Consider the following 21543-nt stretch of genomic DNA (forward strand, 5'->3'; position numbering starts at 1 on the left):
CCGGACTGGGGTCAGTCCAGCGACCCGTCGAGGGTGGCGCCGTCGGTGAAGTACGGGCTGATCTTGTTGTCGAACACGCTCAGCGCCGACCCGATGGCCATGTGCATGTCGAGGTACTTGTACGTGCCGAGACGGCCGCCGAACAGGACCTTGTTCTCCCTGGCCTCGCGGCGGGCCAGCTCGCGGTAGCGCTCCAGCTTGGCGCGGTCCTCGACGGCGTTGATCGGGTAGTAGGGCTCGTCGCCCTTCTCCGCGAACCGGGAGTACTCCCGCACCACGACCGTCTTGTCCCGCGGGTAGCGGTCGGCCCGCTCGGGGTGGAAGTGCCGGAACTCGTGGATGCGCGTGTAGGGGACGTCGGCGTCGGCGTAGTTCATCACCGACGTGCCCTGGAAGTCCCCGGTCGGCAGGACCTCGGTCTCGAAGTCGAGGGTGCGCCAGCCGAGTTCGCCCTCGCTGTAGTCGAAGTACCGGTCCAGCGGGCCGGTGTAGACGACGGGCACGCCGGCCGGGAGCTGGTCGCGCACGTCGAAGAAGTCGACGCCGAGCCGGACCTCGATGTTCGGGTGGTCGGCCATCCGCTCCAGCCACGCGGTGTAGCCGTCGACCGGCAGGCCCTCCCACGTGTCGTTGAAGTAGCGGTTGTCGAAGGTGTAGCGGACCGGCAGCCGCGAGATCGTCGAGGCGGGCAGCTCCTTGGGGTCGGTCTGCCACTGCTTGGCGGTGTAGTCCCGGATGAACGCCTCGTAGAGGGGGCGGCCGATCAGGCTGATGGCCTTCTCCTCGAGGTTGCTGACCTCGGCGCTGTCGACCTCGGCCGCGTGCTCGGCGACCCACGCGCGGGCCTCGTCCGGGGTCAGGTACCGGCCGAGGAACTGGGAGATCATCCCCAGGCCCATCGGCATCGAGTAGACCTGCCCCTTGTGGATCGTGTACACGCGGTGCTGGTAGTTCGTGAACTTCGTGAACTGGTTCACGTAGTCCCACACCCGCTTGTTCGATGTGTGGAACAGGTGCGCGCCGTACTTGTGCACCTCGATGCCGGTCTCCGGCTCGGGCTCTGAGTAGGCGTTGCCCCCGATGTGGTCGCGCCGCTCCAGCACGAGCACGCGCCTGTCGAGCTGGGTGGCGGTGCGCTCGGCGATGGTGAGGCCGAAGAACCCGGAACCGACGATGATCAGGTCATAGCCTGCGAAGCTCACGGAGCGCCAGGGTACCGGCGTCATTCGGACACCCCGAACCGGGCCGGGTGACGGCGCGACCGCAGTTGGTAACCGGACAGCGCGAGCGCGACCAGCAGGCCGGCCCCGATCGTGACCAGGCCCACCGTCACGCCGGGCGGGCTCCAGTGCAGGCGCAACTCGCCGCCGCGCACGCCGTCCGGGATGTCGACGACGACGAGCCCGCCCGGTCCGGTGCGGACCGGGACGTCCACGCCGTTCACCTGCGCGGTGTAACCCGGCCAGGCGAGGCGGGCGAACACGAGCTGGCCCTGTCCGGCCCCGGAGCGCTCGAACCGGACGTTCTCGGTGCGCTGGTGGTCCTTGACGTCGGCGGTGACCCTCAGGTTGGCCGAGGCGAACGACAGCCGCCCGTCCGGCCAGGGCAGCGGGGCCTCGCGGCGCAACACGGTGACCGCGTCGTTGCGCTCCGCGACCCGCCAGCCCGCCGGGGGCGGCGGCGAGTCGAGCAGCGGGCGCTGCACCACGATCGTGTTCACCCGCATCAGGTCCGCCAGGGACGGGCCGACCGGGGTGGGCCGGGTCAGCCGCTCGTACGTCGGCGGCTTGGCCTGGGCGTGGACCCCGCCCAGGTAGGTCAGCATCAGCTCCTCGGCCATGAAGCGGTTGCCCATGCCGGTGTAGGCGGTCGTGCTCGCCACGCCGGCCGCCCGGTACATGTTGCCGAACAGGACGTCCCGCCACGGCTCCGCGGGGCGCGTGGAGGGGTTGCTGATGAACCAGGGGTCGGCGATCTGGAACGTGGTGCCCTGGTACCGCTCGGCGAAGTCGTGGCGGATCGCCGCCACGGAGTGCGGGAAGTCGTGGTTGGTGACGTCCCTGTTCCCCGGGAACCAGGTGATCATCAGCAGCAGGGTGACGACGGTCCCGCCGTGCAGCGCGACGGCCAGCCATCGGCGGGCGCGCAGGAAGACCACGACCGCGGTCGCGGTCAGCAGCGCCAACAGCCCCATCGACACCAGGTGCCGGGGCGACAGCTTGGGCCACGCGGCGAACGCCAGGTACCCGCTGACCAGGATGACCAGCGCGGTGACCGCGATCCGCCGGCGGGCGTGGTCGGTGCGCAGGCCCGCGCCGAGCACGACGGCGAGGACGACGCCGAGCCCGAGGAAGACGCACTCGACCAGGCGCAACGGCCAGCGGAACATCCACAGGTTCGACGGGCCGACGGTGGCGGCCAGGTAGCAACCCCCGACGACGAGCGCGCCGGCGAGGCTCCGCCAGCGCCGCCGCAGCACCCCCCAGTCGAGCCAGGCGGCCAGCGGCAGGACGAACCACGCGAAGTAGGTCGCCGGCACCGTCATCCGGATCGAGCCCGGCGCGAACGAGGTGATCGACGGGACGAAGCTGGGCATGCTCATGTTGAGCACGTCGGACAGCGTCGGCACGAGCTGGCGGTCGTTGCGCAGGGAGTTGCCGCCCCGCCAGCTCACCGAGGAGTTGCCCAGCAACGGCAGGAACACCAGCAGCGCGAATCCGACCATCGTGAGCCCGACGAGCAGCACCCGCAGAATGGCCCGGCGCTGCCCGCGCAGGGCGAACTCGACGAGCAGCCCCAGGAACACCACGCACACCGCGAGCAGGCCGTAGGGGTTGCCCGCGGTGATGGCGAGCCCACCGAACAGGAACGGCCAGACGGCGAGCATCCGGCCCCGCGCGCTCCTGCGGACCGACCACCAGACGTAGGGCACCCAGGTGAACGCCATCAGGCCGGCGGCCCAGGTGCTGGCCTCGAAGTAGAGGGTGAAGCCGGAGAACGGCAGCGCCACCGCGATCACGGAGGCCGACCAGCGCGCCGCGCCGTACTCCCGGCACAGCAGGTACACGCCGAGCGCGAGCAGGACCAGGAACTCGGTCTTGACCACGGCCCCGGCGACGGCGAGGTCGCCCAGGGACGCCACCAGGACGTAGTTGGCCGCGTTGACCGGGTTCCAGACGCCGAACAACGCCTCGGCGGCGAGGTTGCCGCCCATCCAGGCGTCGAGGTCCAGCAGCGGCGGCCAGTTGCCCTCCAGGATGCGCTCGCCCAGGGCGTTCCACATGGGCACGAACTGCGCGGCGCTGTCGTCCCAGAAGTAGAAGGTGCGGTTGCCGAGCAGCGGGATCAGGGCGAGCGCGGCGACGAGCAGGCACACCCCGAGCGGCACGGCCACGGCGCGCCAGCGGCCACCGTCCGGCGCGTCGGAGGCGTCGGTGGCCACCGGGGTGGCCGGCTCGACCTCGGGCGGGTCGGACACGGTGGTCACTGGGTCTTCTCCACTTCTTCGTCGGGCAGCCGCCGGTCCGGCGCGGCGCGCCGCCCCTCGGCGGCGGGCGGCCCCTCGGCGGCGGGCGCGGCCGGTGGCGGGGCGGCCCCGGGCGCCGGGCGGGTGGCCGCCCGATCGACGAGCACGAACTGGGCCACGAGGAAGGTGATCGGGATGGCCGCCGCGGCGGCCAGCAGCGGCGCGATGCGCTCGTTCGTCCCCAGCACGTCCACCAGCAGGTACAGCCCGACGGTCTGCACCACGAAGTTGGTCAGGTTGGACAGCGGGAAGAGCAGGAACTTCCGGAGGGTGGGCCGGGTGCGGAAGGTGAAGTAGCAGTTGAGGAAGTACGAGCCGACCATCGCCAGCACGAATGCCAGCACGTGCGCGGCCAGGTACGGGATGACCGTGCGGGACAGCAGGTAGAGGCCGTAGTAGACGCCGGTGTTGACGACGCCGACGGCGCCGAAGCGCAGCATCCTGGCCAGGCGTGTCGCGCCGGTTCCGGTCGACTGGCTCACCGCCGCGTGCCCTCCCGCACCGCGTCCCTCCCGGCCGCGTTCGTCTCCGCGTCCTCCGCGCGGTCCGCGTCGTCCTCGTTCATGATGCGGGTCGCGGTGTTCGCGCCGGTCGCGTTCTGTGTAGCGGTCGCGTTCTGTGTAGCGGTCGCGTTCTGCGCAGCGGTCGCGTTGTTCTCACCAGTCGCGGTGTTCGCGCCGGTGACGTCCTTGCCGCTGGTGACGTCGTTCGCCCCGTCGAGGGCGCCGGGGCTGGTCTCCTGTGCCCGGGCACGTCCTGGGAGATCGTCTCCCGACGGGGCCTCCCGCGGCGATCCCACCCGCGCCGGGCCGGCGGCTCCCGGGCCGACCACCGCGGGGTCCAGCGCTGACGGCGCCGCCACGGCCCGGTCCGCCGTCGTGGGCGCGTGCGCCGGACCGGAGGCCGCCGCCGCGCCGGCGGCGGCGCCGTGCTGGAAGGCGGGGGCGTGGCCGTGCAGGTCCAGGTGGTCGGCGAACTCCGCGATCTGCTCGGCGTGCGGCCCCAGCGGCACGCTGACCGGGGGGTCGGCCACGCCGCTGGCCTCCTTCACCAGGAAGTGCGGCCGGCGCTTGGTCTCGTAGTAGATGCGGCCGAGGTACTCGCCGAGGACCCCGAGGAACAGCAGTTGCAGGCCGCCGAGGCCGGCGACGCCGACCATCAACGTCGCGTACCCGGGGACGTCCACTCCCCTGGTCAACGAGTCGACCAGCACGAACGCCGCGTAGGCGAAGGACAGGACCGTGACGAGGCCGCCCAGGTAGATGGCGGCGCGCAGCGGTTTGTTGTTGAACGAAACAACGCCGTCGATGCCGTAGTTGAGCAGCTTCCGGAATGTGAACTTGCTGCTGCCGGCCGCGCGCTGGACGTTGTCGTAGTCGACGACCGCGGTGTCGAAGCCGATCCAGGCGAACAACCCCTTGGAGAACCGGTTGTACTCGCCGAGGGAGAGCAACGCGCGAACCGCGCGGCGGGACAACACGCGGAAGTCGCCGACCCCGTCCTCCAGTTCGACGTCGACGACTTTGTTGATCATGCGGTAGTACAGTCGGGAGAGCAGGCGGCGCACGGTCGGCTCGCCGGACCTGGTCCGCCGCGCGACCACCTGGTCGTGGCCCTGCCCGAGCAGCGCGACCATCCCGGCGAGCAACTGGGGCGGGTGCTGGAGGTCGGCGTCCATGATCGCGACGACGTCGCCGGTGGCCTGGCTGAGGCCGGCGAGCATCGCGGCCTCCTTGCCGAAGTTCCTGCTCAGCGCCAGGTAGCGGAACCGGGGGTCGGCCGAGGCGAGCCGGCGCAGGGCCGGCAGGGTGCCGTCCTGGCTGCCGTCGTCGACCAGCAGGACCTCGAAGTCCTCGCTCACCCCCGGCAGCACCTCGGCGAGCACGACGTGCAGGCGATCGATGCCGTGCTCCTCGTTGAAGCACGGGATCACCACGGAGAGCCGCATGTCACTCCCCTGACGTCAGGCATGAACCGCTCCGCCACGAATTTCGTCGACCGTCCGGCGGGACGCCACGGACCCCCGCCACGTCGTATTAGGACGCAACCGCCAACCCAGGGTTGTCTATCACCCACTGTTGCGTGCGCCAACGGCAGCCCTGTGCCCGTCATTGACCCATGATGGCTAAGGTTCGCCCAAAAGCAGGCAGCAACGCGGACACCGTCAGGAGGAGCGATTGGTGCGGGGAACGTGGCGCCGTTTCGACGCTCCCGGCCTCCGCCGTGCCCTCGGCACCCTCGCCGCCCTGACCGCCGTCGCGGTCGTGCTCGCCTGCTCCGGCCCGGCCGAGCCGGCCCCCGCGCCGGGGCCGACCGAGGAGCGGCCGGCCGTCCAGGCCAGGTCGGTGCAGGTCGTGGCGCACCAGGACGACGACATCCTGTTCATGAACCCGGACCTGAGCGCGGACGTGCGGGCGGGCCAGCCCACCACCACGGTGTTCCTGACGGCGGGCGAGGCCGACGTGCCGGACCGGGCCGAGTACGCGGCGAACCGGCAGGCCGGCGCGCGGGCCGCCTACGCGCGAATGGCCGGCGTCGCCGACGACTGGCGGGCCGAGGCGTTGCCGGTCGGCGACCGCCAGGTCGAGCTGTACACGCTGAAGGCGCGACCGGACGTCCAGCTCGTGTTCGTGAACCTGCCCGAGGACGCCGACCCGCTCCCGCGCGGCGGTCGGGGCACGCTGACGCGGCTGTGGCACGACCGGACCAACGAGCAGCAGGTCGAGAGCGTCGTGCCGGCGCGCGCGGCCGTGCCGAGGGCGTTCACCTACAACCGGGCGGCGGTGGTGGACGTGCTCACCGGCCTGCTCGACCGATTTCACCCGACCGTGGTACGGGTCCAGGACCCCCAGCCGGACCCCCGCTACACCACCAACTGGAAGCCGTTCCACGACCACCCGGACCACGTGATGACGGCGCGGTTCGCGGAGGAGGCCGTGCGGCGGCACGGGGCCGGCGGGCAGCAGCCCCGGTTCGTCAAGCTGAACTACCGGGACTACAACGTCGCCGACACGCCGGTGAACCTCGGCCCCGACCAGCGCAGGGACAAGGCCGAGGTGTTCGCCGACTACGTGCGGCACGACCGGCTGGCGTTCACCACGGGGATCTACGCGGCGTGGCAGGGGCGGATGCGTTACCGCTGGTCACGCGGCCACTCCTGGGTGGGGCGCAACGCGGACGGGCGCCTTCAGGCGTTCGCCGTGCTGGGGCTCGGCGTTTTGAGCTGGCGGCAGCGGGAGGACGGGCGCTGGGACGCGCCCAGCGCGCTGCCCGACGCCGGCGGCCCGCTCGCGCCGTGGCTGTCCACCGCCACCGGGCAGGACGGGCGGCTGCGTGTCTTCGGCCGGCGGCTGGACACCCACGAGATCGTCACGCTGGCCCAGTCCGAGCCCAACGGCGCCTGGGCGCCGACCTGGACCAGCCTCGGCAACCCGAACGCCCAGACCGGTCAGACCCAGCAACGGGACATCGGCGTGCCCACCGCCTTCACCGACGCCGACGGCCGGGTCACGGTCGTCGTGCGCAACGGCGGCGGGGGCGTCAGCGCCCGCGTCCTGGAGGAGCGGGACCGGTGGTTGGAGTGGGACGACCTGGGCGGTTCCGACGTGCAGGACGGCCTCGCGGCGGCGGTGGACCGGGACGGCAGGGCGCAGGTGTTCGGCCACACGCGGGGCGGCATCGCGCACTGGGCGCAGCAACGGCGGGGCGAGCGGATGAGGCTGCGCCCGAAGCTGGGCGACGGGCCGGTCCCGGCGGGCCCGCCGGCGGTGGCGCGGCGGCAGGACGGTCGGCTCGCCGTCGTCTACCAGGCCGCGGACAGCCTGGAGCTGGTCAGCTTCCTGGAGCAGGCCGACGGCCAGCAGTGGCGGAGGGCGGCGGCCAGCGCCCCGACGGCCGGCAGCGGGTGCGCGCCGGCGGTCGTGGCGGGGCGGGACGGGCTGCGGGTCTACCTGCGGGGAAGCTCGGGTCGGGTCGACACGACCACCCTGTCCTCGGCCGACGGTTCCCCGAAGGGGACGGAGGCGGTGGACCGGGCGATCGTGGACTGCCCGGCGGCGGCGACCGACCGGAACGGCGGCCCGGTCATGCTCGGCATCGGCCCGGACGGCCAGCTCGTCACGGACCAGCGGCACAACAACCGCTGACCCACCCAACATCACTCGATCGAAGGATCTTCGACGCCGCACCGCGCCGACCCCGGCAAAACTGTCAGACCCCACCGGAAGAATAAATAATGGGGGTTCCCCCTCTACTAAAGGCTAGAGGGCCACGATCGGGTCACTAAATCGCACCATTGCCCGCACGCTCGCGGAGCCGTTTTCAGCAGCAGCCCCGATTTTCCCCGGATCGCGGGCAAGGATTCGTCGCAATCGAACATCCTCCCGCTTGTTCTCACAAGCCCACCGCAGCGGTAACCGCTCATTCAGGAAAGCCATCTCACTCGCCCCGGGCCACGCTGGGCACGCCGCGTCCAACCCCTCGGCGCAGCGTCCACCCAGCTCGGCACCCTTCCCGCACGGCCGGGCGAACCTCCAGCCATGCACCCCAGAACACGGCCACAACGTCAGACCACACCGGAAGAATAAGAAAAGGGGGCTCCCCCTACTACAGGGCTGTAGGGGCCTCGTCGAGGTCGGTCGGGGCCGCGCGCCGAGCACAAGTCGGACATTCACCCCGAAGATCACTAAACGGGTGGTCCGGGAGTCAGGGGAACACGACAAAAGGGGCGGGCCGACGATCGTGTCGTCGGCCCGCCCCTCGAAGCGGTCGCGTGCCCGCGCGCTCAGAGCACCGAGCGCGGGAACTCCGGCTTCGGGTTGAACCGCACGCCCCGCGCGAGCGCCTTGAGCACGCGCAGTCGCAGCGGCCAGGCCACCCTGCCCTCGCGCATGCCCCGCAGCGCGCGCTGCACCACCCGCAGGAACGCGCCGAAGTCCTCGTGGTGCAGCCGGTAGGACGCCTCGTTGCGGGCGCCGTACTCGAACTTCCAGATGTTGCTGTGGTTGATGTCCGCGAAGTTGACGCCGCGGTTGGTGCCCAGGTCGTGCACCACGACGCTGCGCAGGCACTGCACGCCGGGGCCCGCCTTGCTGAGCCGCAGCGTGTACTCCGCGTCGTCGAACCAGATGAAGTACTCCTTGAGCGGCAGACCGAAGCGGGTCATCGCCCAGCGGGGCACCAGGACCGAGACGAACGAGCAGTACGTGGTGAGCACGCCGTCGACGCCCTTGGCGAGCAGGCGGCCCCAGTCCCAGGTGGTGCCCGGGTTGTTCATCTCGCAGATGTCGCCGTCGGTCCACTTCACGACGGAGCAGGCGTAGGGCAACTGCATGCCCATGGCCTCCTCGGCCTTGGCGTGGCCGTTGACCAGCTCCTCCAACGCGTCCTCGTTGGGGTAGCAGTCGTCGTCCATGATCCAGACGAAGTCGGCGCCCAGCTCGTAGGCCTTGGACATGCCGTGCGCGAAGCCGCCGGCGCCGCCGGTGTTCTCCTCCAGCCGGAGCAGGCGGACGTGCTCGTGCTCGGTGTAGCGGGCCAGCACCTCGGGTGTGCCGTCGGTCGAGGCGTTGTCCACGACCAGCACCCAGTCCGGCTTGCGCGTCTGGGACAGGACGTGGTCGAGGACCTTGGTGACCTTGTCCTTGCGGTTGTAGGTGACGACGACAGCGGCGACGCTGGCTGGGGTGCTCACGTGAGCCATCCTTCGTAGAGGTCGCGGGTCCAGGTACGGGCGTCCGGGAGCTTGGCGAAGGCCTCCGCCTTGACCGCCTGCTCGTCCACCCAGGTCTTGCGCTGGTCCGGCGAGGTCATCATCGCGCGCAGCCGCTCGGCGGCCGTCCGCACGAACGGGAACGGGTGGCGGGGGCAGAGCAGGTCGTCGGCGATCAGCGACGCCTGCGAGCCGACGTCGGTGGACACCACGGGCACGCCGGCGGCGGTGGCCTCGAACGAGGTCAGGGTCAGCCCCTCGTTGTCGGAGGAGATCACCAGCGCGTCGGTCTCGGCCAGCGTGCGGGCCACCGGCTGGTCGGGGCCGCGCACCTCCAGCACGTCGCTGAGGCCCAGCCGGGCGCGGCGCGCCATGACCTCGCCCGCCAGCTCGCCGTCGCCGTGCATGACGAACCGCACCGGGCCGGGCGCGGTCGCCCGCAGCTCGGCCGCGAGCTGGAGGAACAGGTAGGGCCGCTTCTGCTGGGTGAACCGGCCGACGAAGGACACCGTGAACGGGCCGGACGCCTCCTGGGCGCGGCCCGGCCGGTCGATGTCGGCGGTGGTGAGGTTGGCGAGGGTGGCCAGCTCGACCTTGTCCGGCTCGACGCCCTGCCGGCCGATGAGGTAGTCCCTGAGCTGCGGCGAGATCACGTGGTGCTTGTCGATCATGTTCGACATGCGGACCGCGATGTCGACGAAGCCGCCGGTGCGCCACTCCAGGATGTGCAGCGAGTCGACCACCGGGATGTCGGGGCGCACGGACTTCAGCCAGGGCAGCCGCTCGTACAGCCACGTGCAGTGGTGCAGGTGCACGCCCCGGACGTCGTAGGCCGAGAGCAGGCCGTTGAGGAACGCCGACTCCTGCTCGGGGCTGATCGGGTGGGTCAGCGGCACGACCACCGCGTCGTCCAGCTCGGGCCGCTCGATCCACGGGTGGGTGGAGGGGCGGTCGGTGAGCACGATCGGCACCATGCCGGCCTCGCTCGCCATCCGCACCGTCTCCAGGGCCCAGCGCTCGGCGCCGCCCAGCTCCAGCCAGTGCAGGCCGAACAGGACGGCCCGCTTCGTGGACGGCCGGCGGGCCATGGTGCCCCTGGTCAGCCGGACCGGCGCCTTCCTGGGCACGGGCCGGCTGCGGTGGCGGCGCTCGACCACGTCCGTGCGGAACTGGCGGAGCGCGTCGAACTGCACCGGCGCGAGGAACCGCGCCGTGCGCCGCGCCCTGCCGAGCAGGCCGGTGAGCTGGTCGTAGGCCGAGGTGGTCTGCGGGGCGCCGCCCACGTCGACCACGAGGTCCACCAGCCCGTCGGACGGGGAGAACTTGGCCGTGGTGTGCACCAGGCTGCGGACGACCAGCGAGCCGACGACCTCGCGGTCGTCCTTCCAGTCGATCTGGTGGCAGGCGGTGTCCGTCAGGGAGGGGAGCGTGCCGTCGGGACCGCGCAGCACGGTGAACCGGAAGGTCCGGCCCGGCCCGGCGAGCGCGTGGAAGTTCGCGGCGCCCACGAGCAGGCGGCGTTCCCGCTCGTCAAGCAGACCGCCGGCACCATCAAGCCCGATACCGCTCTCGTCGAGCAGCTCGAAGGTCTTGGGAAGCTTCACGTTGTCGGCTTTTTCCGTCACGTCTCTTCGAGGGGGGTTGGGTCGGCGCTCACCGCGAGCGGGAGCCGGAAGCGAAACCGATGCTACAGCCGGACGGCGGGTGTGCTCGGTCACCCCCGGGTTCCCCCGCGGCCGATCACGCCACTCACCTGCGGCGAAGCCGTCGGACCCTCCCCCACCGGCGATCATGGGCCGGCGGGGCCGGGGACGGGGCCGCTCCCCGCCTCCGCGCCCCTGCCTCACCCTGCCGCGTGACAGCGGCGGGCTGGGGCGGGGCGGCCGGGGTCAGAGGACGTCCATCACCCTGTCGGCGACGTGCCGGGCGATCTCCAGGCTGGCGGTCGCCGCCGGTGACGGCGCGTTGAGCACGTGCACCTGCCTCGGCCCCATCTCGAACAGGAAGTCGTCGACGAGGGAACCGTCCGGCAGCATCGCCTGGGCGCGCACGCCCGCCTCGGCCCGCACGAGGTCCTCCTGGCGAACCGCCGGCACGAGCCGGGCCAGGCTGGCGGCGAACCGCCGCTGGGAGAAGGAGCGCAGCACCTCGTCGACGCCGGTGCGCGCGTACTTCCTGGCCAGCCGCCACGAGCCGGGGAAGCGCGCCACCTCGGCGAGGTCGCGGAGGGAGACGTCCCGCCAGCGGTAGCCCTCCCTGCGCAGCGCGAGCACGGCGTTCGGGCCGGCGTGCACGCTGCCGTCGATCATCCGCGTGAGGTGGACGCCGAGGAACGGCAGCGTCGGGTCCGGCACGGGGTAGATCAGGCCGCGGACCAGGTGCCGCCGGTCGTGGCGCAGCTCGTAGTACTCGCCGCGGAACGGCACGATCCGCGCCGCCGGCCGGAGCCCGGCCAGCCGGGCGATCCGGTCGCTGTGCAGGCCGGCGCAGTTGACCAGGGCGTCCGCCCTGACGATCCCGCCGGGGGTCGCCAGTTCGACGCGGCCGCCCCTGCCGCGCACGCCGAGCACCTCGGCGCCGGTCCGCAGCTCAGCGCCCAGCTCGCCGAGGCGTCGCACGAGCGCCTGGCACACCGCCCCGTAGTCGACGATGCCGGTGGTCTCCACCCGCAGCGCGGCCAGGCAGTTCACCTCGGGCTCGTACTCGCGGGCCTCGGCGGCCTCGATCCGCTTGGCCGGGACGCCGTTGGCCTCGGCCCGCTCGGCGAGCACCTGGAGGCGGGGCAGCTCGTCGGGCTCGGTGGCGACGACGAGCTTGCCGCAGACCTCCACCGGAACGCCGTTCTCCTCGGCGAACCGCACCATGGACCGGTTGCCCGCCACGGCCATCCGCGCCTTGTGGGAGCCGGGCTTGTAGTAGAGGCCGGCGTGGATCACGCCGCTGTTGTGGCCGGTCTGGTGGGCCGCCCACGCGGTCTCCTTCTCCAGCACCGTGACGGAGACGCCGCGCTCGGCGGCGAGCTCGTGCGCGACCGCGAGCCCGACGATCCCACCACCGACAACCGCCACGTGCTGCATCCAGCGATCACCCCTGAGCTGCGGTTCATGACCCGGTACCGTGCTGGTCGAGCCTACGGTCCGCCATCGGGCGGCTCCCATCCGCTCCATATACTCGCGTCCGACCAACCCGGGGAGAGGTATGTCCGACAGCAACGCCCAGGGTCCGATCGCCCTCGGTCAGCCGACCGTCGGCGAGGCCGAACTCGCCGCCGTGGCATCGGTGTTCGAGTCGGGCTGGCTGTCCGGCGCCGGCCCCACCTGCCGCGCCTTCGAGGAGCGGTTCGCCACCGTCGCCGGCACGGCGGGCGCGCTGGCGACCAGCAACTGCGGCACCGCGCTGCACCTGGCGCTGCTGACGCTGGGCGTGAAGCCGGGTGACGAGGTCATCGTCGGCGACTACACGTTCCCCGCGACCGGCCACTCGGTGCTGTGGACCGGCGCGAAGCCGGTGTTCGCCGACATCCGCCCCGACATCTGGTCGGCCGACCCCGCCGCCGTCGAGGCCGCGATCACCCCGCGCACCGTCGGCATCATCGCCGTGGACGTGTTCGGCCAGCCCGGCGACTTCGACGAGTACCGCGCCATCGCCGACCGGCACGGGCTGTTCCTCGTCGAGGACGCGGCCTGCTCCGCCGGCGCCAGCTACCGGGGCCGGCCGGCCGGCTCGCTGGCCGACGTGGCCACCTTCAGCTTCCACGGCCGCAAGGGCATCACCGCCGGCGAGGGCGGGGCGCTGACCAGCGACGACGTCGAGCTGGTCGCCAGGGCCCGCAAGCTGCACACCTACGGCATCGAGCCCGCGCTGACGCGTGAGGGCGCGCGCGAGCTGCCGGTGCCGTCCTTCGACGAGCTCGGCTACAACTACCGGATGTCGGACGTGGCCGCCGCGATCATGCTGGCCCAGCTCGACCGGCTGCCAAGCCTGCTCGCCAACCGGCGCCGCGTCGCCCAGGGCTACGCCGAGCTGCTCGGCGACCTGGAGGCGGTCACCCTGCCCGTGGAGCTGCCGGACCGGGTGCACCCGTGGCAGTCCTACGTGGTCACCCTCGCGCCCGGCGTCGACCGGGGCGAGGTCGCGCTGCGCCTGCGGGAGCGCGGCGTGCAGTGCAACTTCGGCACCTACGCCTCGCACCTCCAGCCGCTGTACGGGTCGACGGCGCCGTGCCCGGTCTCGGCGGACCTGTTCGGCCGGCACCTGGCCATCCCCATGCACGCCAACCTCACCGACGACCAGGTGGAGCGGGTCGCCAAGACCCTGCGCGAGGTCGTCACCGAGGTCGCCTCCGCCTCGGCGTAGGCGACCGGCGCCCCACCAGCCTCACCGGAAACGACACGCACCGCACCCGACACACAGGAGCGATCCCCGGATGTCTTCCCGCACCGTCTTCTTCACCGGTGGCGCCGGCTTCATCGGCATGCACGTCGTGCCCATGCTGCTGGAGAAGGGCTACAAGGTCCGCATCTTCGACAACATGTTCCGCGGCGACAGGGACAAGGTGGCCGAGCTGGTCGCCACCGGCGACGTCGAGCTGATCGACCAGGACGTGCGGTACGGCGGCGCGGTGCACAACGCGATGAAGGGGTGCAGCCACGTCATCCACTTCGCCGCGGTGTCGATCAACAAGAGCCAGGCCGACCCGTACGAGTCGATCGACATCAACATGGTCGGCAACCACAACGTGTTCGCGGCGGCCGCCGACCACGGCGTGGAGCGGCTGGTGTTCGCCTCGTCCGCCTCGGTGTACGGCGACCCGAAGAAGCTGCCGATGCACGAGGACGACGAGCTGGACCCGCTGACCCCGTACTGCATCAGCAAGCGGGCCGGCGAGGACCTGCTCGGCTTCTACCAGCGGCGGGCCGACCTGTCCTGGATCGCGCTGCGCTTCTTCAACGTGTACGGCCCCGGCCAGAAGACCACCGCCTACTACACGTCGGTGATCAACCACTTCGTGAACCGGCTGCGCAACGGCCTGCCGCCGGTGATCGACGGCAAGGGCGAGCAGTCGATGGACTTCATCCACGTCCACGACATCGCCAGGGGCACCGTCGCGGCGCTGGAGGCCGAGCGGGCCAACATGGCGGTCAACCTGGGCACCGGCATCGACACCTCGGTCGCCGACCTGGCCAAGATCCTGATCGACGCGGTGGGCGTGGACGTGGAGCCGCAGTTCAACCCGCGCGAGGTCCTGGTGTCGCGGCGCGCCGCCGACATCACCCGGGCCAGGGAGGTCCTGGGCTGGGAGCCCACGATCTCGGTGCAGGACGGCATGACCGACCTGGTCAAGCGGACCATGGCGTCGTGACGTCCCCTGACGGCGTCGGGGTTGGCTGGGACGCCCGGCACGGCATCCCGGCCAACCCCTACAACCCGCACGCCTGGATCATCGGCGAGCCCGAGATCGGCCCCGGCACGTGGATCGGGGCGTTCACCGTCATCGACGGGTCGGGGGGCCTGACCATCGGCGCGGGCTGCGACATTAGCTGCGGCGTGCACATCTACACCCACAACACGGTGCGCCGGTGCGTCACGGGCAGGGAGTACTCCACTGTGGACCGTGCCCCGGTGAGGATCGGCGACCGGGTCTTCCTCGGTGCCAACGCCGTCGTGATGATGGGCGTGTCCATCGGGGACCAGGCGGTCGTCGGCGCGGGCGCGGTGGTGACGAAGGACGTTCCGCCGCGCACCCTCGTCACCGGGGTGCCCGCCCGGCCCACCGCGCGGGTCGTCGTCGACGGCGACGAACTCCGGTTCGACCCGCTTCCCACGGACGCCGAGAAGGGCTGAGTTCGCCCGAACGGCCCCACTGTCGTCGCGCCGAAGGGCGGGCACCGGGTCGGCGCCCGGGTTCTGGTCCGCTCGTCCGCTCTTCGGCGGCGGCGGTGTTGTGGCGGCAGGTCAGGTGTCAGCTCGTCGCTCTGGGTGCCCTTCGCTGTCCAACGGCCCTGGTCGGGTGGCGGCCGGAGTGTCTCCTGGGTGATGCCGGCCTCGGAGTTGTCCACAGTCACCCGATTTCCTCCACAGGTCTGGCGCGCGCCTTGGGGGCCGGGTGGTGGGCCGATAGGCTGGAGCAGGGCTCGCCCCCCAGGGCGGGTGGGGGCTGTACCTGGAGTGGTGCGAGGTTGAGGGCGTCGTGCTCCCTCGCGTTCTCCTGGCCGTGCCCGTGGGACACGGAGAGTGTGCGTCGCGCCACGCGGAGGGCACGGGGAGAGAGATCGCGCCCCATGTACCGTGTTTTTCGGGCACCGAGCCGAACACGGCGCCCCAGCCGCCCGAGGTCCGTGGCGGGGAACAGGTTTCCGGCGAGCCTGTCCGCCAGCACCACGTCGGTGGGCTGGGAGGAAGCGCACCAGCACCGGGAGGTGCTCACGAGCATGGTTGAGGAGGGCACGCAGTGAGCCTGCGTCCGATCACCGTCCTGGCGACCAGCGTCGGCAACGACGGTTTCCCGTCCGTCATCGAGGCGTTGAAGGACAACGGGGAGCGGGAGGTGACGGTCGTCGGGGTGGACGTCCGGGAGTCCGCCACCGGTCTGCACCTCGCCGACCACGCCGCGCTCGTGCCGCTGCGCGACGAGCCGGACGCGCTGGTGGACGCGTTGCTCGACCTCGCGGACCAGCACCGCGCCGACGTACTCCTCCCACTGTCCACTGAGGACCAGCCCTTCTTCGCCGCCCGCGCCGAGTTCTTCCTGGAGCGCGGCCTCCCGGTTGTCACGTCCACTGTGGACGCCATCGCCAACGCCAACGACAAGCTGGCGCTGCTGGAGACGTGCGCGCCCGGCGGCGTCCCGTGCCCGAAGTACGTCCCCGTGCGGACGGTTCCGGAGCTGGAGGCGGGCGCGCGGAAGCTCGGCTGGCCGGAGCGCGGCTTCGTGTTCAAGCTCAACCGCGGCACCGGTGCCCAGGGCGTGAAGGTCGTCGACCCGACGCTGGACCGGATGACCCGGCTGTTCGACCGGGACAACCTGCGCATCCGCTACGACGACCTGATGAGCGGCCTGGCGGAGACGACCGAGCTGCCGCCGGCGCACCTCGCGGAGTTCCTGCCCGGCAAGGAGTACAGCGTCGACGTGCTGTGCGACGACGGCCGCACCCTCGTGTCCGTCGTGCGGGACCGGCTGGCCACCCTCTACGGCCTCGCGACCCACTCGGTGGTGGTCGACCTCCCGGCGGCCGCGGAGGCCGCCGAGCAGGTGGTCCGGCTGCTCGGGCTGAGCCACGTGGTCAACGTGCAGTTCCGCTGCGACGACGCGGGCGTGCCGCGCCTGCTGGAGGTGAACCCCCGGATCCCGGGAACCATCGGCCTCTCCGTCGCGGCCGGCGTGAACATGCCGTACCTGGCGGTGAAGCAGGCGTTGGGCGAGGAGTTCGCCGTGCCCACGCCGAAGATCGGCACCGAGCTGCTGCGGACCTGGCGGACGGTGGTGCCGACCCGCCGGGTCGAGCCGCGATGAGCCGGCCGGCCCTGTTCGACCTCGACGGCACCCTGGTCGACCTCGCCGCGCCCCGGGACGACCTGGAGGCGCTGCGGGCGGGGCTGCGCGCGCTCGCGGAGCGCGAGGGCGTTCCCCTGGACCACTTCGGGATCTTCCCGATGTACCGGGCGCTCAGCGTCGCCGGGCGCGGTGTCGCCGAGGCCAGGGAGTTGATCGACTCCTACGAGGTGCGGTGGGCCCGGGCGACCGCCCGCGCGCTGACCTCCGACGACGCGCTCGGCAGGCTGCTGGCCTCCGGGGCGCCCGTCGCGCTGGTCACCAGCAACGGTCGGGCGTGCGTACGGGCGTTGCGCGAGGCGGGGCTGCTGCCGGGCGCGTTCCCCGTGGAGATCACCCGTGACGAGTGCGGGCTGTTGAAGCCCGATCCGGAGCCGGTCCGCCGCGCGGTCACGGCCCTGGGCGACGTGGCGGACGGCGACGAGCTGCCGTTCGTCGGGGACAGCAAGGCGGACCGCGAGGCCGTGGCGGCCTACGCACGGGTGTGGGGACGCCCGCCGGTGCGGTTCGTCCCGGTGCGTGAGGGCACCGGAGCGGTGGAGCCGGCACGGTCGATCGACGCCGTGCTGGCCGACTTGGCCGGAACGAGCTGAGGGGAAGTCATGACGACTGGGTCTCCGTGGGGGGCGTTGGCCTCCGAGAGACGGTTCGCCGTCACCGCCGACCAGGACTGGGCCCCGGAGTGGGCCACCGAGGTGATGCTGGAGTGGGTGCGGCGGCTGGACGTGCCGCTGCACGTGTTCCAGACGAACCCGTCGCCGGCGCTGGACCGGGCCGCCGAGGAGGGTCTGGTCACCCGGGGCTGGCACCCCAACTTCTTCCCGGGTTCCACGCACGGCGACGACGAGCCGTCGGTGGTCCGGCACATGGCCGAGTTCCTGCCCGGGGTGCGGACGGTGCGCACCCACGGGTTCCGGGAGAGCTACCTCGCGTTGACCGAGTTGGCCAACGCCGGGATCCGGTTCGACTCCCAGTTCCCCTCGGCGTTCTCGGGGCATCTGGTGCCGTCGGTGCACGCCAGCGGCATCGTCCGGCTGCCGGTGTACTTCGAGGACGACGTGTGGATGCGGATGTTCCCCGACTCGGGGCCGGAGCTGGGCATCACGCCGTTGCGCGCGACCCTGGCCGCCCCCGGCCTGAAGATCCTCAACGTTCACCCGATCCACCTCGCGCTGAACAGCCCCAGCATGGCCTTCTACGACTCGCGTCGGTCGGGCATCTATGGGGAGGGCGCGGACCCGGCGGCGTTGGCGCACGACGGGTTCGGTGTGCGCGACGTGGTCACCGCGATCATCGACGCGGCCCGGGCCGACGGTGAGAAGTGGCGGTCGTTCGAGGACCTCTGCGACGAGGCCGCCGCGATCGTGGACAGCCAGGACACGCTCGCGGTGCTGCCCTCGGCCTGAGCCCGTGCCGTCCGGGTGGGTCCGCGGTCGACCGTGGACCCACCCGTCGTCGTCTCCGGCCCTGTTCGGCGCGCGCTACCGGAGGGCCAAATCGAACACGTTCCTCAGGATTCGCCGGGCGGCGGCGTCGTAGGGCAGGGCGCCGTTGAAGGACATGGAGCTGGCGCTGAAGACCCAGCCCCCGTTGTTCTTGGGGAAGAACAGCATGTCCGCGCCGCCAGCGGGGTTCTCGCCCCGCGCGATGACCTCGACTCCCGGCACCCCTGACGCGGGGACCGCGTCGACCTCCCAGCCGCTCGCGGCCCCGTTGTAGGCGACGGCGCCGAACCTGTCGCCGGGACGCAGCCCGGTTCCGGCGAGCAACGGGTGGTCCGCGACGACGCGGTAGGGGTGGAAGTCCATGTAGGCCGGGGACAGGATTCCCCCGATGATCTGGGACTCCGACAGGCCGAGCGCGCCGAGGATGTCCCGGTCCCCGTTCTTCGCCCGGTGGATCGCGGCCGTGTGCCCGGCGTGGAAGCTCATGCGCTCGTAGAAGCCGTTCCCACCGGTGTAGATCAGGCGACCGCCGGCGTCGAGGTAGTCGACGACCCGCTGACGCATCGTCTCCGACCAGTACTCGGGGTGCGTGCCGAGAACCAGCGCCCGGTACCCGCCGAGCCAGTCGCCGTCAGCGTCGAGATCCGCGTCGACGTAGCAGTCGTAGTCCACGCCGTTGGAGTCCATCCACCGCAGGAGGAGCAGGTCGCTGTAGAGCGTGTGGCTGATCCGGCCGGCGGGCTCGATCTCGGTGGACGTGCTCGGCCGCAGGAAGGTCACCAGGCGTTGGCGTCCGTCCTCCCCCACCGAGTACTGGTTGTGGCCGCCCCACATGTTGTAGGCGTTGTAGGTGTTCGTCGGCATGAGGAACGCGCACCGGGCGCGGGGGCCGCTCGGCCGCACGACGAACGGCACGTCGTACCGCAGGTTGGCGGGCCCCGTGAGGCGCAGCGCGTAGACCCCGGAGGCCCAGTCGGCGGGCACCGTCAGGCCGATCGTCTCCGGCCAGCCGCATCCCCGCTCCCGGTAGGCCTCGGGCAGGAGGTGGAGGGCACGGGGCACCTGGTGCGGGCCGCCCACCGCCGTGGGTTGGGGGACTCCGGTGAGGCGCAGGACCGAGCCGGTGACGCCGTCGTGGGTGGTGGAGACCGAGAAGCCGAGGTGCTGGCCCGGCCGGACCGACCAGGCGCTGGCGTACCCCTGTAAGGCGCCGGTGCGTTCGACGGAGAAGCCGGTGCTGACCGCGAGCCCGTTGCCGCCGTTGGCCCAGTTGGGCTTCCCGTCCGCGGCCACGGTCGTCGCGTTGAGCAGGCGGTACCACATGAGGGTGTCGTCGTCGCCGGGCCGCGGTGTGCGGTCCACGGCGACGGCGTAGACGACGCCGGTGTCGTCGCTGAAGACCTGCTTGTGGACGCCGTCTCCCCAGCCTCCGCCGATCTCGACGGCGGTGCCGCCGTGGTCCCACCGGTCCTTCGCGGCGTCGTGGCGGTACCAGTGCAGGGCTCCGCCCTGGAGCACCCCGAAGATCACGCCCTCCGGGCCGGCCGTGAGGTGTTGGTAGGGCTTGAACCCGGCGCCGGCGCCGCCGATCCGCACGCCCGAACCCCCGTTGGCCCAGGCTTTCCCGCCGCCACCGCCGTCACCGGCCAGGTACTGGTACCGCCACAGGCCGCCGTCGACGTCGACCCCGTAGATCACACCGTCCCAGCCGCCGAACAGCCGGGGGAACCGGTCGAAGCCGGTGCCGATGACGGGTCCGGCGCCGTTGACCCAGCGGCCCTCACCCGTCGCGAGGTTCGAGACCTCGTACCGGTACCACCGGATCGTCCCGTCCGCGCCGCACGCGAAGATCTGGCCGTCCGCCGACGCGAGCACCGTGCGGAACTGGTGGAAGCCGGCGCCGATGGGACGACCGCCGTCGGGCGCCCAGCGGGAGCCGCCCGTGGCCACGTCCAGGTGTCGGTACCACCGGAGTTCGCCGTCGGCCTGGACGGCGTAGAGGATTCCCCGCCCACCGCACAGGAGTTGGAGGAACCGCTGTCGCGGGTCGTAGCGCGGCCCCTCCGCGACCGCCGTACCGGCGGAGAAGGAGGGTAAGAGGGTCGCGGCGCCCAGAAGGGCGGCGCCGCGCAGCACCTGGCGACGGCCCACACCAGGATTCGAGTTGTGCGTCACTTTTTCTCCACACGACAGTGGCGGGGCCGGGCGCACCCCGGGAGGTCCGCCCAGCCCCGCACCGGAAACAGGAGGAAGAAGGTGGATCAGAGGATTCGGTCGTACCCGCGCCAGTCGCTGCCCGGCGTCTCGACCCGCGTGGTGAACGGAATGCCGTTCGGGTCGCTCTTGGAGTTGTTGGGGTAATACCAGAGCTTCCCGTCGAGATCGACCCCGACGAGGTCGGCGTGTCCGTCGCCGCTGTAGTCGCCGGCCGCCACGCCGCCCATCCAGTTCCAGCCGGAACCGATCTTCGTTCCGCTGGTGAACGGGACGCCCTTGTTGACGACGATCCCGTTCACGTAGTACCAGAGGTCGCCATTGGCGTCCGTGGCGAGGATGTCCGCGTACCCGTCACCGCTCACGTCGGCGGCGATGATGCGCGTGAAACCACGCCAGTCGCCACCGATCGCGACTCCGCCACCGAACGGCTTGTGCTCCGGGCCATTGATGTTGTTCGGGAAGTACCAGAGCTTGCCGTCGGCATCGACCGCCAACGCGTCCGCGTACCCGTCACCGGTGACGTCCGCGGCGGCCACCAGGCGGAACTTGTCCTCCTTCCAGTCGGGACCGCCGACGGCAACCGCCTTCTCGAAGGGGTGGCCGGTGTAGATGATCCCGTTCATGTAGCACCACAGCGTGCCGTCCGACGACGTCGCCAACAGGTCCGCGTGGCCGTCGCCGCTCACGTCTCCCGCCACGACACGCTGATGCGTGTGCCACATGGAGTTGTCGAACGACACCGAATAACCCGGACCGAACGGCAGCCCGTTGTTCCCGGGGCTCTTGATGTTGTTCGGGTAGTACCAGAGCTTCCCGTCCCGCGTCGTCGCCAGGACGTCGGCGAAACCGTCACCACTGACGTCGGTTCCCGGGTTCCCCCTGGTCCGGTGGTCCCACAGGGCGTTGGCGATCGTGACGGCGTCCTCCGTCTGTTTCGCGTACTCGCCCTTGAGATCACTTCGGGGACGCTGGACGTCGGCCGCGACCTGGCCGATGGGCAGGGACGTCCACGAGTTGTTCGGGAAGAGCCGCTGCATCTCGTTCAGAAACGCGTTGGTCGCCCAGACCGGGTCCATCCGTTGCTCATACGACC

General features: G+C 71.6%; 16 protein-coding genes. 7 read left to right on the forward strand and 9 right to left on the reverse strand.

Annotated features, from left to right (window positions below):
- Nucleotides 1-11: 11 nt before the first annotated feature.
- The 4 genes from glf to LX15_RS09030 are packed head-to-tail and all read right to left on the reverse strand — an operon-like array spanning nt 12 to nt 5474.
- Nucleotides 12-1226, reverse strand: a complete 1215-nt coding sequence (gene glf, locus LX15_RS09015; protein ID WP_253669036.1) for a UDP-galactopyranose mutase — start codon at nt 1224-1226, stop codon at nt 12-14.
- A complete protein-coding gene (locus LX15_RS09020) occupies nt 1223-3487 on the reverse strand; it encodes a glycosyltransferase family protein (protein WP_253669037.1) in 2265 nt (754 codons plus the stop codon). Before LX15_RS09020 ends, glf begins: the two co-directional genes overlap by 4 nt.
- Nucleotides 3484-4008, reverse strand: a complete 525-nt coding sequence (locus tag LX15_RS09025) for a GtrA family protein (protein ID WP_253669038.1) — start codon at nt 4006-4008, stop codon at nt 3484-3486. Before LX15_RS09025 ends, LX15_RS09020 begins: the two co-directional genes overlap by 4 nt.
- A complete protein-coding gene (locus tag LX15_RS09030; RefSeq protein WP_253669039.1) occupies nt 4005-5474 on the reverse strand; it encodes a glycosyltransferase family 2 protein in 1470 nt (489 codons plus the stop codon). The genes LX15_RS09025 and LX15_RS09030 overlap by 4 nt, the downstream gene beginning before the upstream one ends.
- A gap of 232 nt (nt 5475-5706) precedes the next feature.
- On the opposite strand from LX15_RS09030, the gene LX15_RS09035 reads away from it, so the two are divergent.
- Nucleotides 5707-7671, forward strand: coding sequence for a PIG-L family deacetylase (locus tag LX15_RS09035; RefSeq protein ID WP_253669040.1), 1965 nt, complete (start codon nt 5707-5709; stop codon nt 7669-7671).
- 638 nt (nt 7672-8309) lie between these two features.
- On the opposite strand, the gene LX15_RS09040 is transcribed toward LX15_RS09035, so the two are convergent.
- From LX15_RS09040 to lhgD, 3 genes are all read right to left on the reverse strand, one after another.
- Nucleotides 8310-9218 carry a glycosyltransferase family 2 protein gene (locus LX15_RS09040; RefSeq protein WP_253669041.1) on the reverse strand — a complete coding sequence of 303 codons (909 nt, stop codon included), beginning with the start codon at nt 9216-9218 and terminating at the stop codon, nt 8310-8312.
- Nucleotides 9215-10861, reverse strand: coding sequence for a glycosyltransferase (locus tag LX15_RS09045; protein ID WP_253669042.1), 1647 nt, complete (start codon nt 10859-10861; stop codon nt 9215-9217). The genes LX15_RS09040 and LX15_RS09045 overlap by 4 nt, the downstream gene beginning before the upstream one ends.
- 264 nt (nt 10862-11125) lie before the next feature.
- Nucleotides 11126-12313 (reverse strand): L-2-hydroxyglutarate dehydrogenase, encoded by a 1188-nt coding sequence (gene lhgD, locus LX15_RS09050; protein WP_253669043.1) that lies wholly within the window; start codon nt 12311-12313, stop codon nt 11126-11128.
- A 121-nt stretch (nt 12314-12434) separates the two neighbouring features.
- Here lhgD and LX15_RS09055 point away from each other — a divergent pair, with 121 nt between their 5' ends.
- From LX15_RS09055 to LX15_RS09080, 6 genes are all read left to right on the forward strand, one after another.
- Complete coding sequence (locus LX15_RS09055; protein ID WP_253669044.1) at nt 12435-13592, forward strand: DegT/DnrJ/EryC1/StrS family aminotransferase; 1158 nt, start codon at nt 12435-12437, stop codon at nt 13590-13592.
- Between the two features lie 70 nt (nt 13593-13662).
- Nucleotides 13663-14598: an NAD-dependent epimerase/dehydratase family protein gene (locus tag LX15_RS09060; RefSeq protein WP_253669045.1), complete on the forward strand. Its 936-nt coding sequence runs from the start codon at nt 13663-13665 to the stop codon at nt 14596-14598.
- A complete protein-coding gene (locus tag LX15_RS09065; protein WP_308213433.1) occupies nt 14595-15080 on the forward strand; it encodes an acyltransferase in 486 nt (161 codons plus the stop codon). Before LX15_RS09060 ends, LX15_RS09065 begins: the two co-directional genes overlap by 4 nt.
- 607 nt (nt 15081-15687) lie before the next feature.
- Nucleotides 15688-16749 (forward strand): ATP-grasp domain-containing protein, encoded by a 1062-nt coding sequence (locus tag LX15_RS09070; RefSeq protein ID WP_253669046.1) that lies wholly within the window; start codon nt 15688-15690, stop codon nt 16747-16749.
- Nucleotides 16746-17381: an HAD family hydrolase gene (locus tag LX15_RS09075; protein WP_253669047.1), complete on the forward strand. Its 636-nt coding sequence runs from the start codon at nt 16746-16748 to the stop codon at nt 17379-17381. Before LX15_RS09070 ends, LX15_RS09075 begins: the two co-directional genes overlap by 4 nt.
- A gap of 9 nt (nt 17382-17390) precedes the next feature.
- The gene (locus tag LX15_RS09080; RefSeq protein ID WP_253669048.1) at nt 17391-18194 is read left to right on the forward strand and encodes a polysaccharide deacetylase WbmS family protein; all 804 of its coding nucleotides are present in this window, start codon (nt 17391-17393) and stop codon (nt 18192-18194) included.
- A gap of 75 nt (nt 18195-18269) precedes the next feature.
- On the opposite strand, the gene LX15_RS09085 is transcribed toward LX15_RS09080, so the two are convergent.
- Together LX15_RS09085 and LX15_RS09090 are read right to left on the reverse strand one after the other, a co-directional pair.
- A complete protein-coding gene (locus LX15_RS09085) occupies nt 18270-20408 on the reverse strand; it encodes a N,N-dimethylformamidase beta subunit family domain-containing protein (RefSeq protein ID WP_253669049.1) in 2139 nt (712 codons plus the stop codon).
- A gap of 86 nt (nt 20409-20494) precedes the next feature.
- On the reverse strand, nt 20495-21543 hold a 1049-nt coding region (locus LX15_RS09090; protein ID WP_253669050.1), incomplete at its 5' end, for an FG-GAP repeat domain-containing protein.

The organism is Streptoalloteichus tenebrarius, from assembly GCF_024171885.1.
Classification (GTDB): Bacteria; Actinomycetota; Actinomycetes; order Mycobacteriales; family Pseudonocardiaceae; genus Streptoalloteichus; species Streptoalloteichus tenebrarius.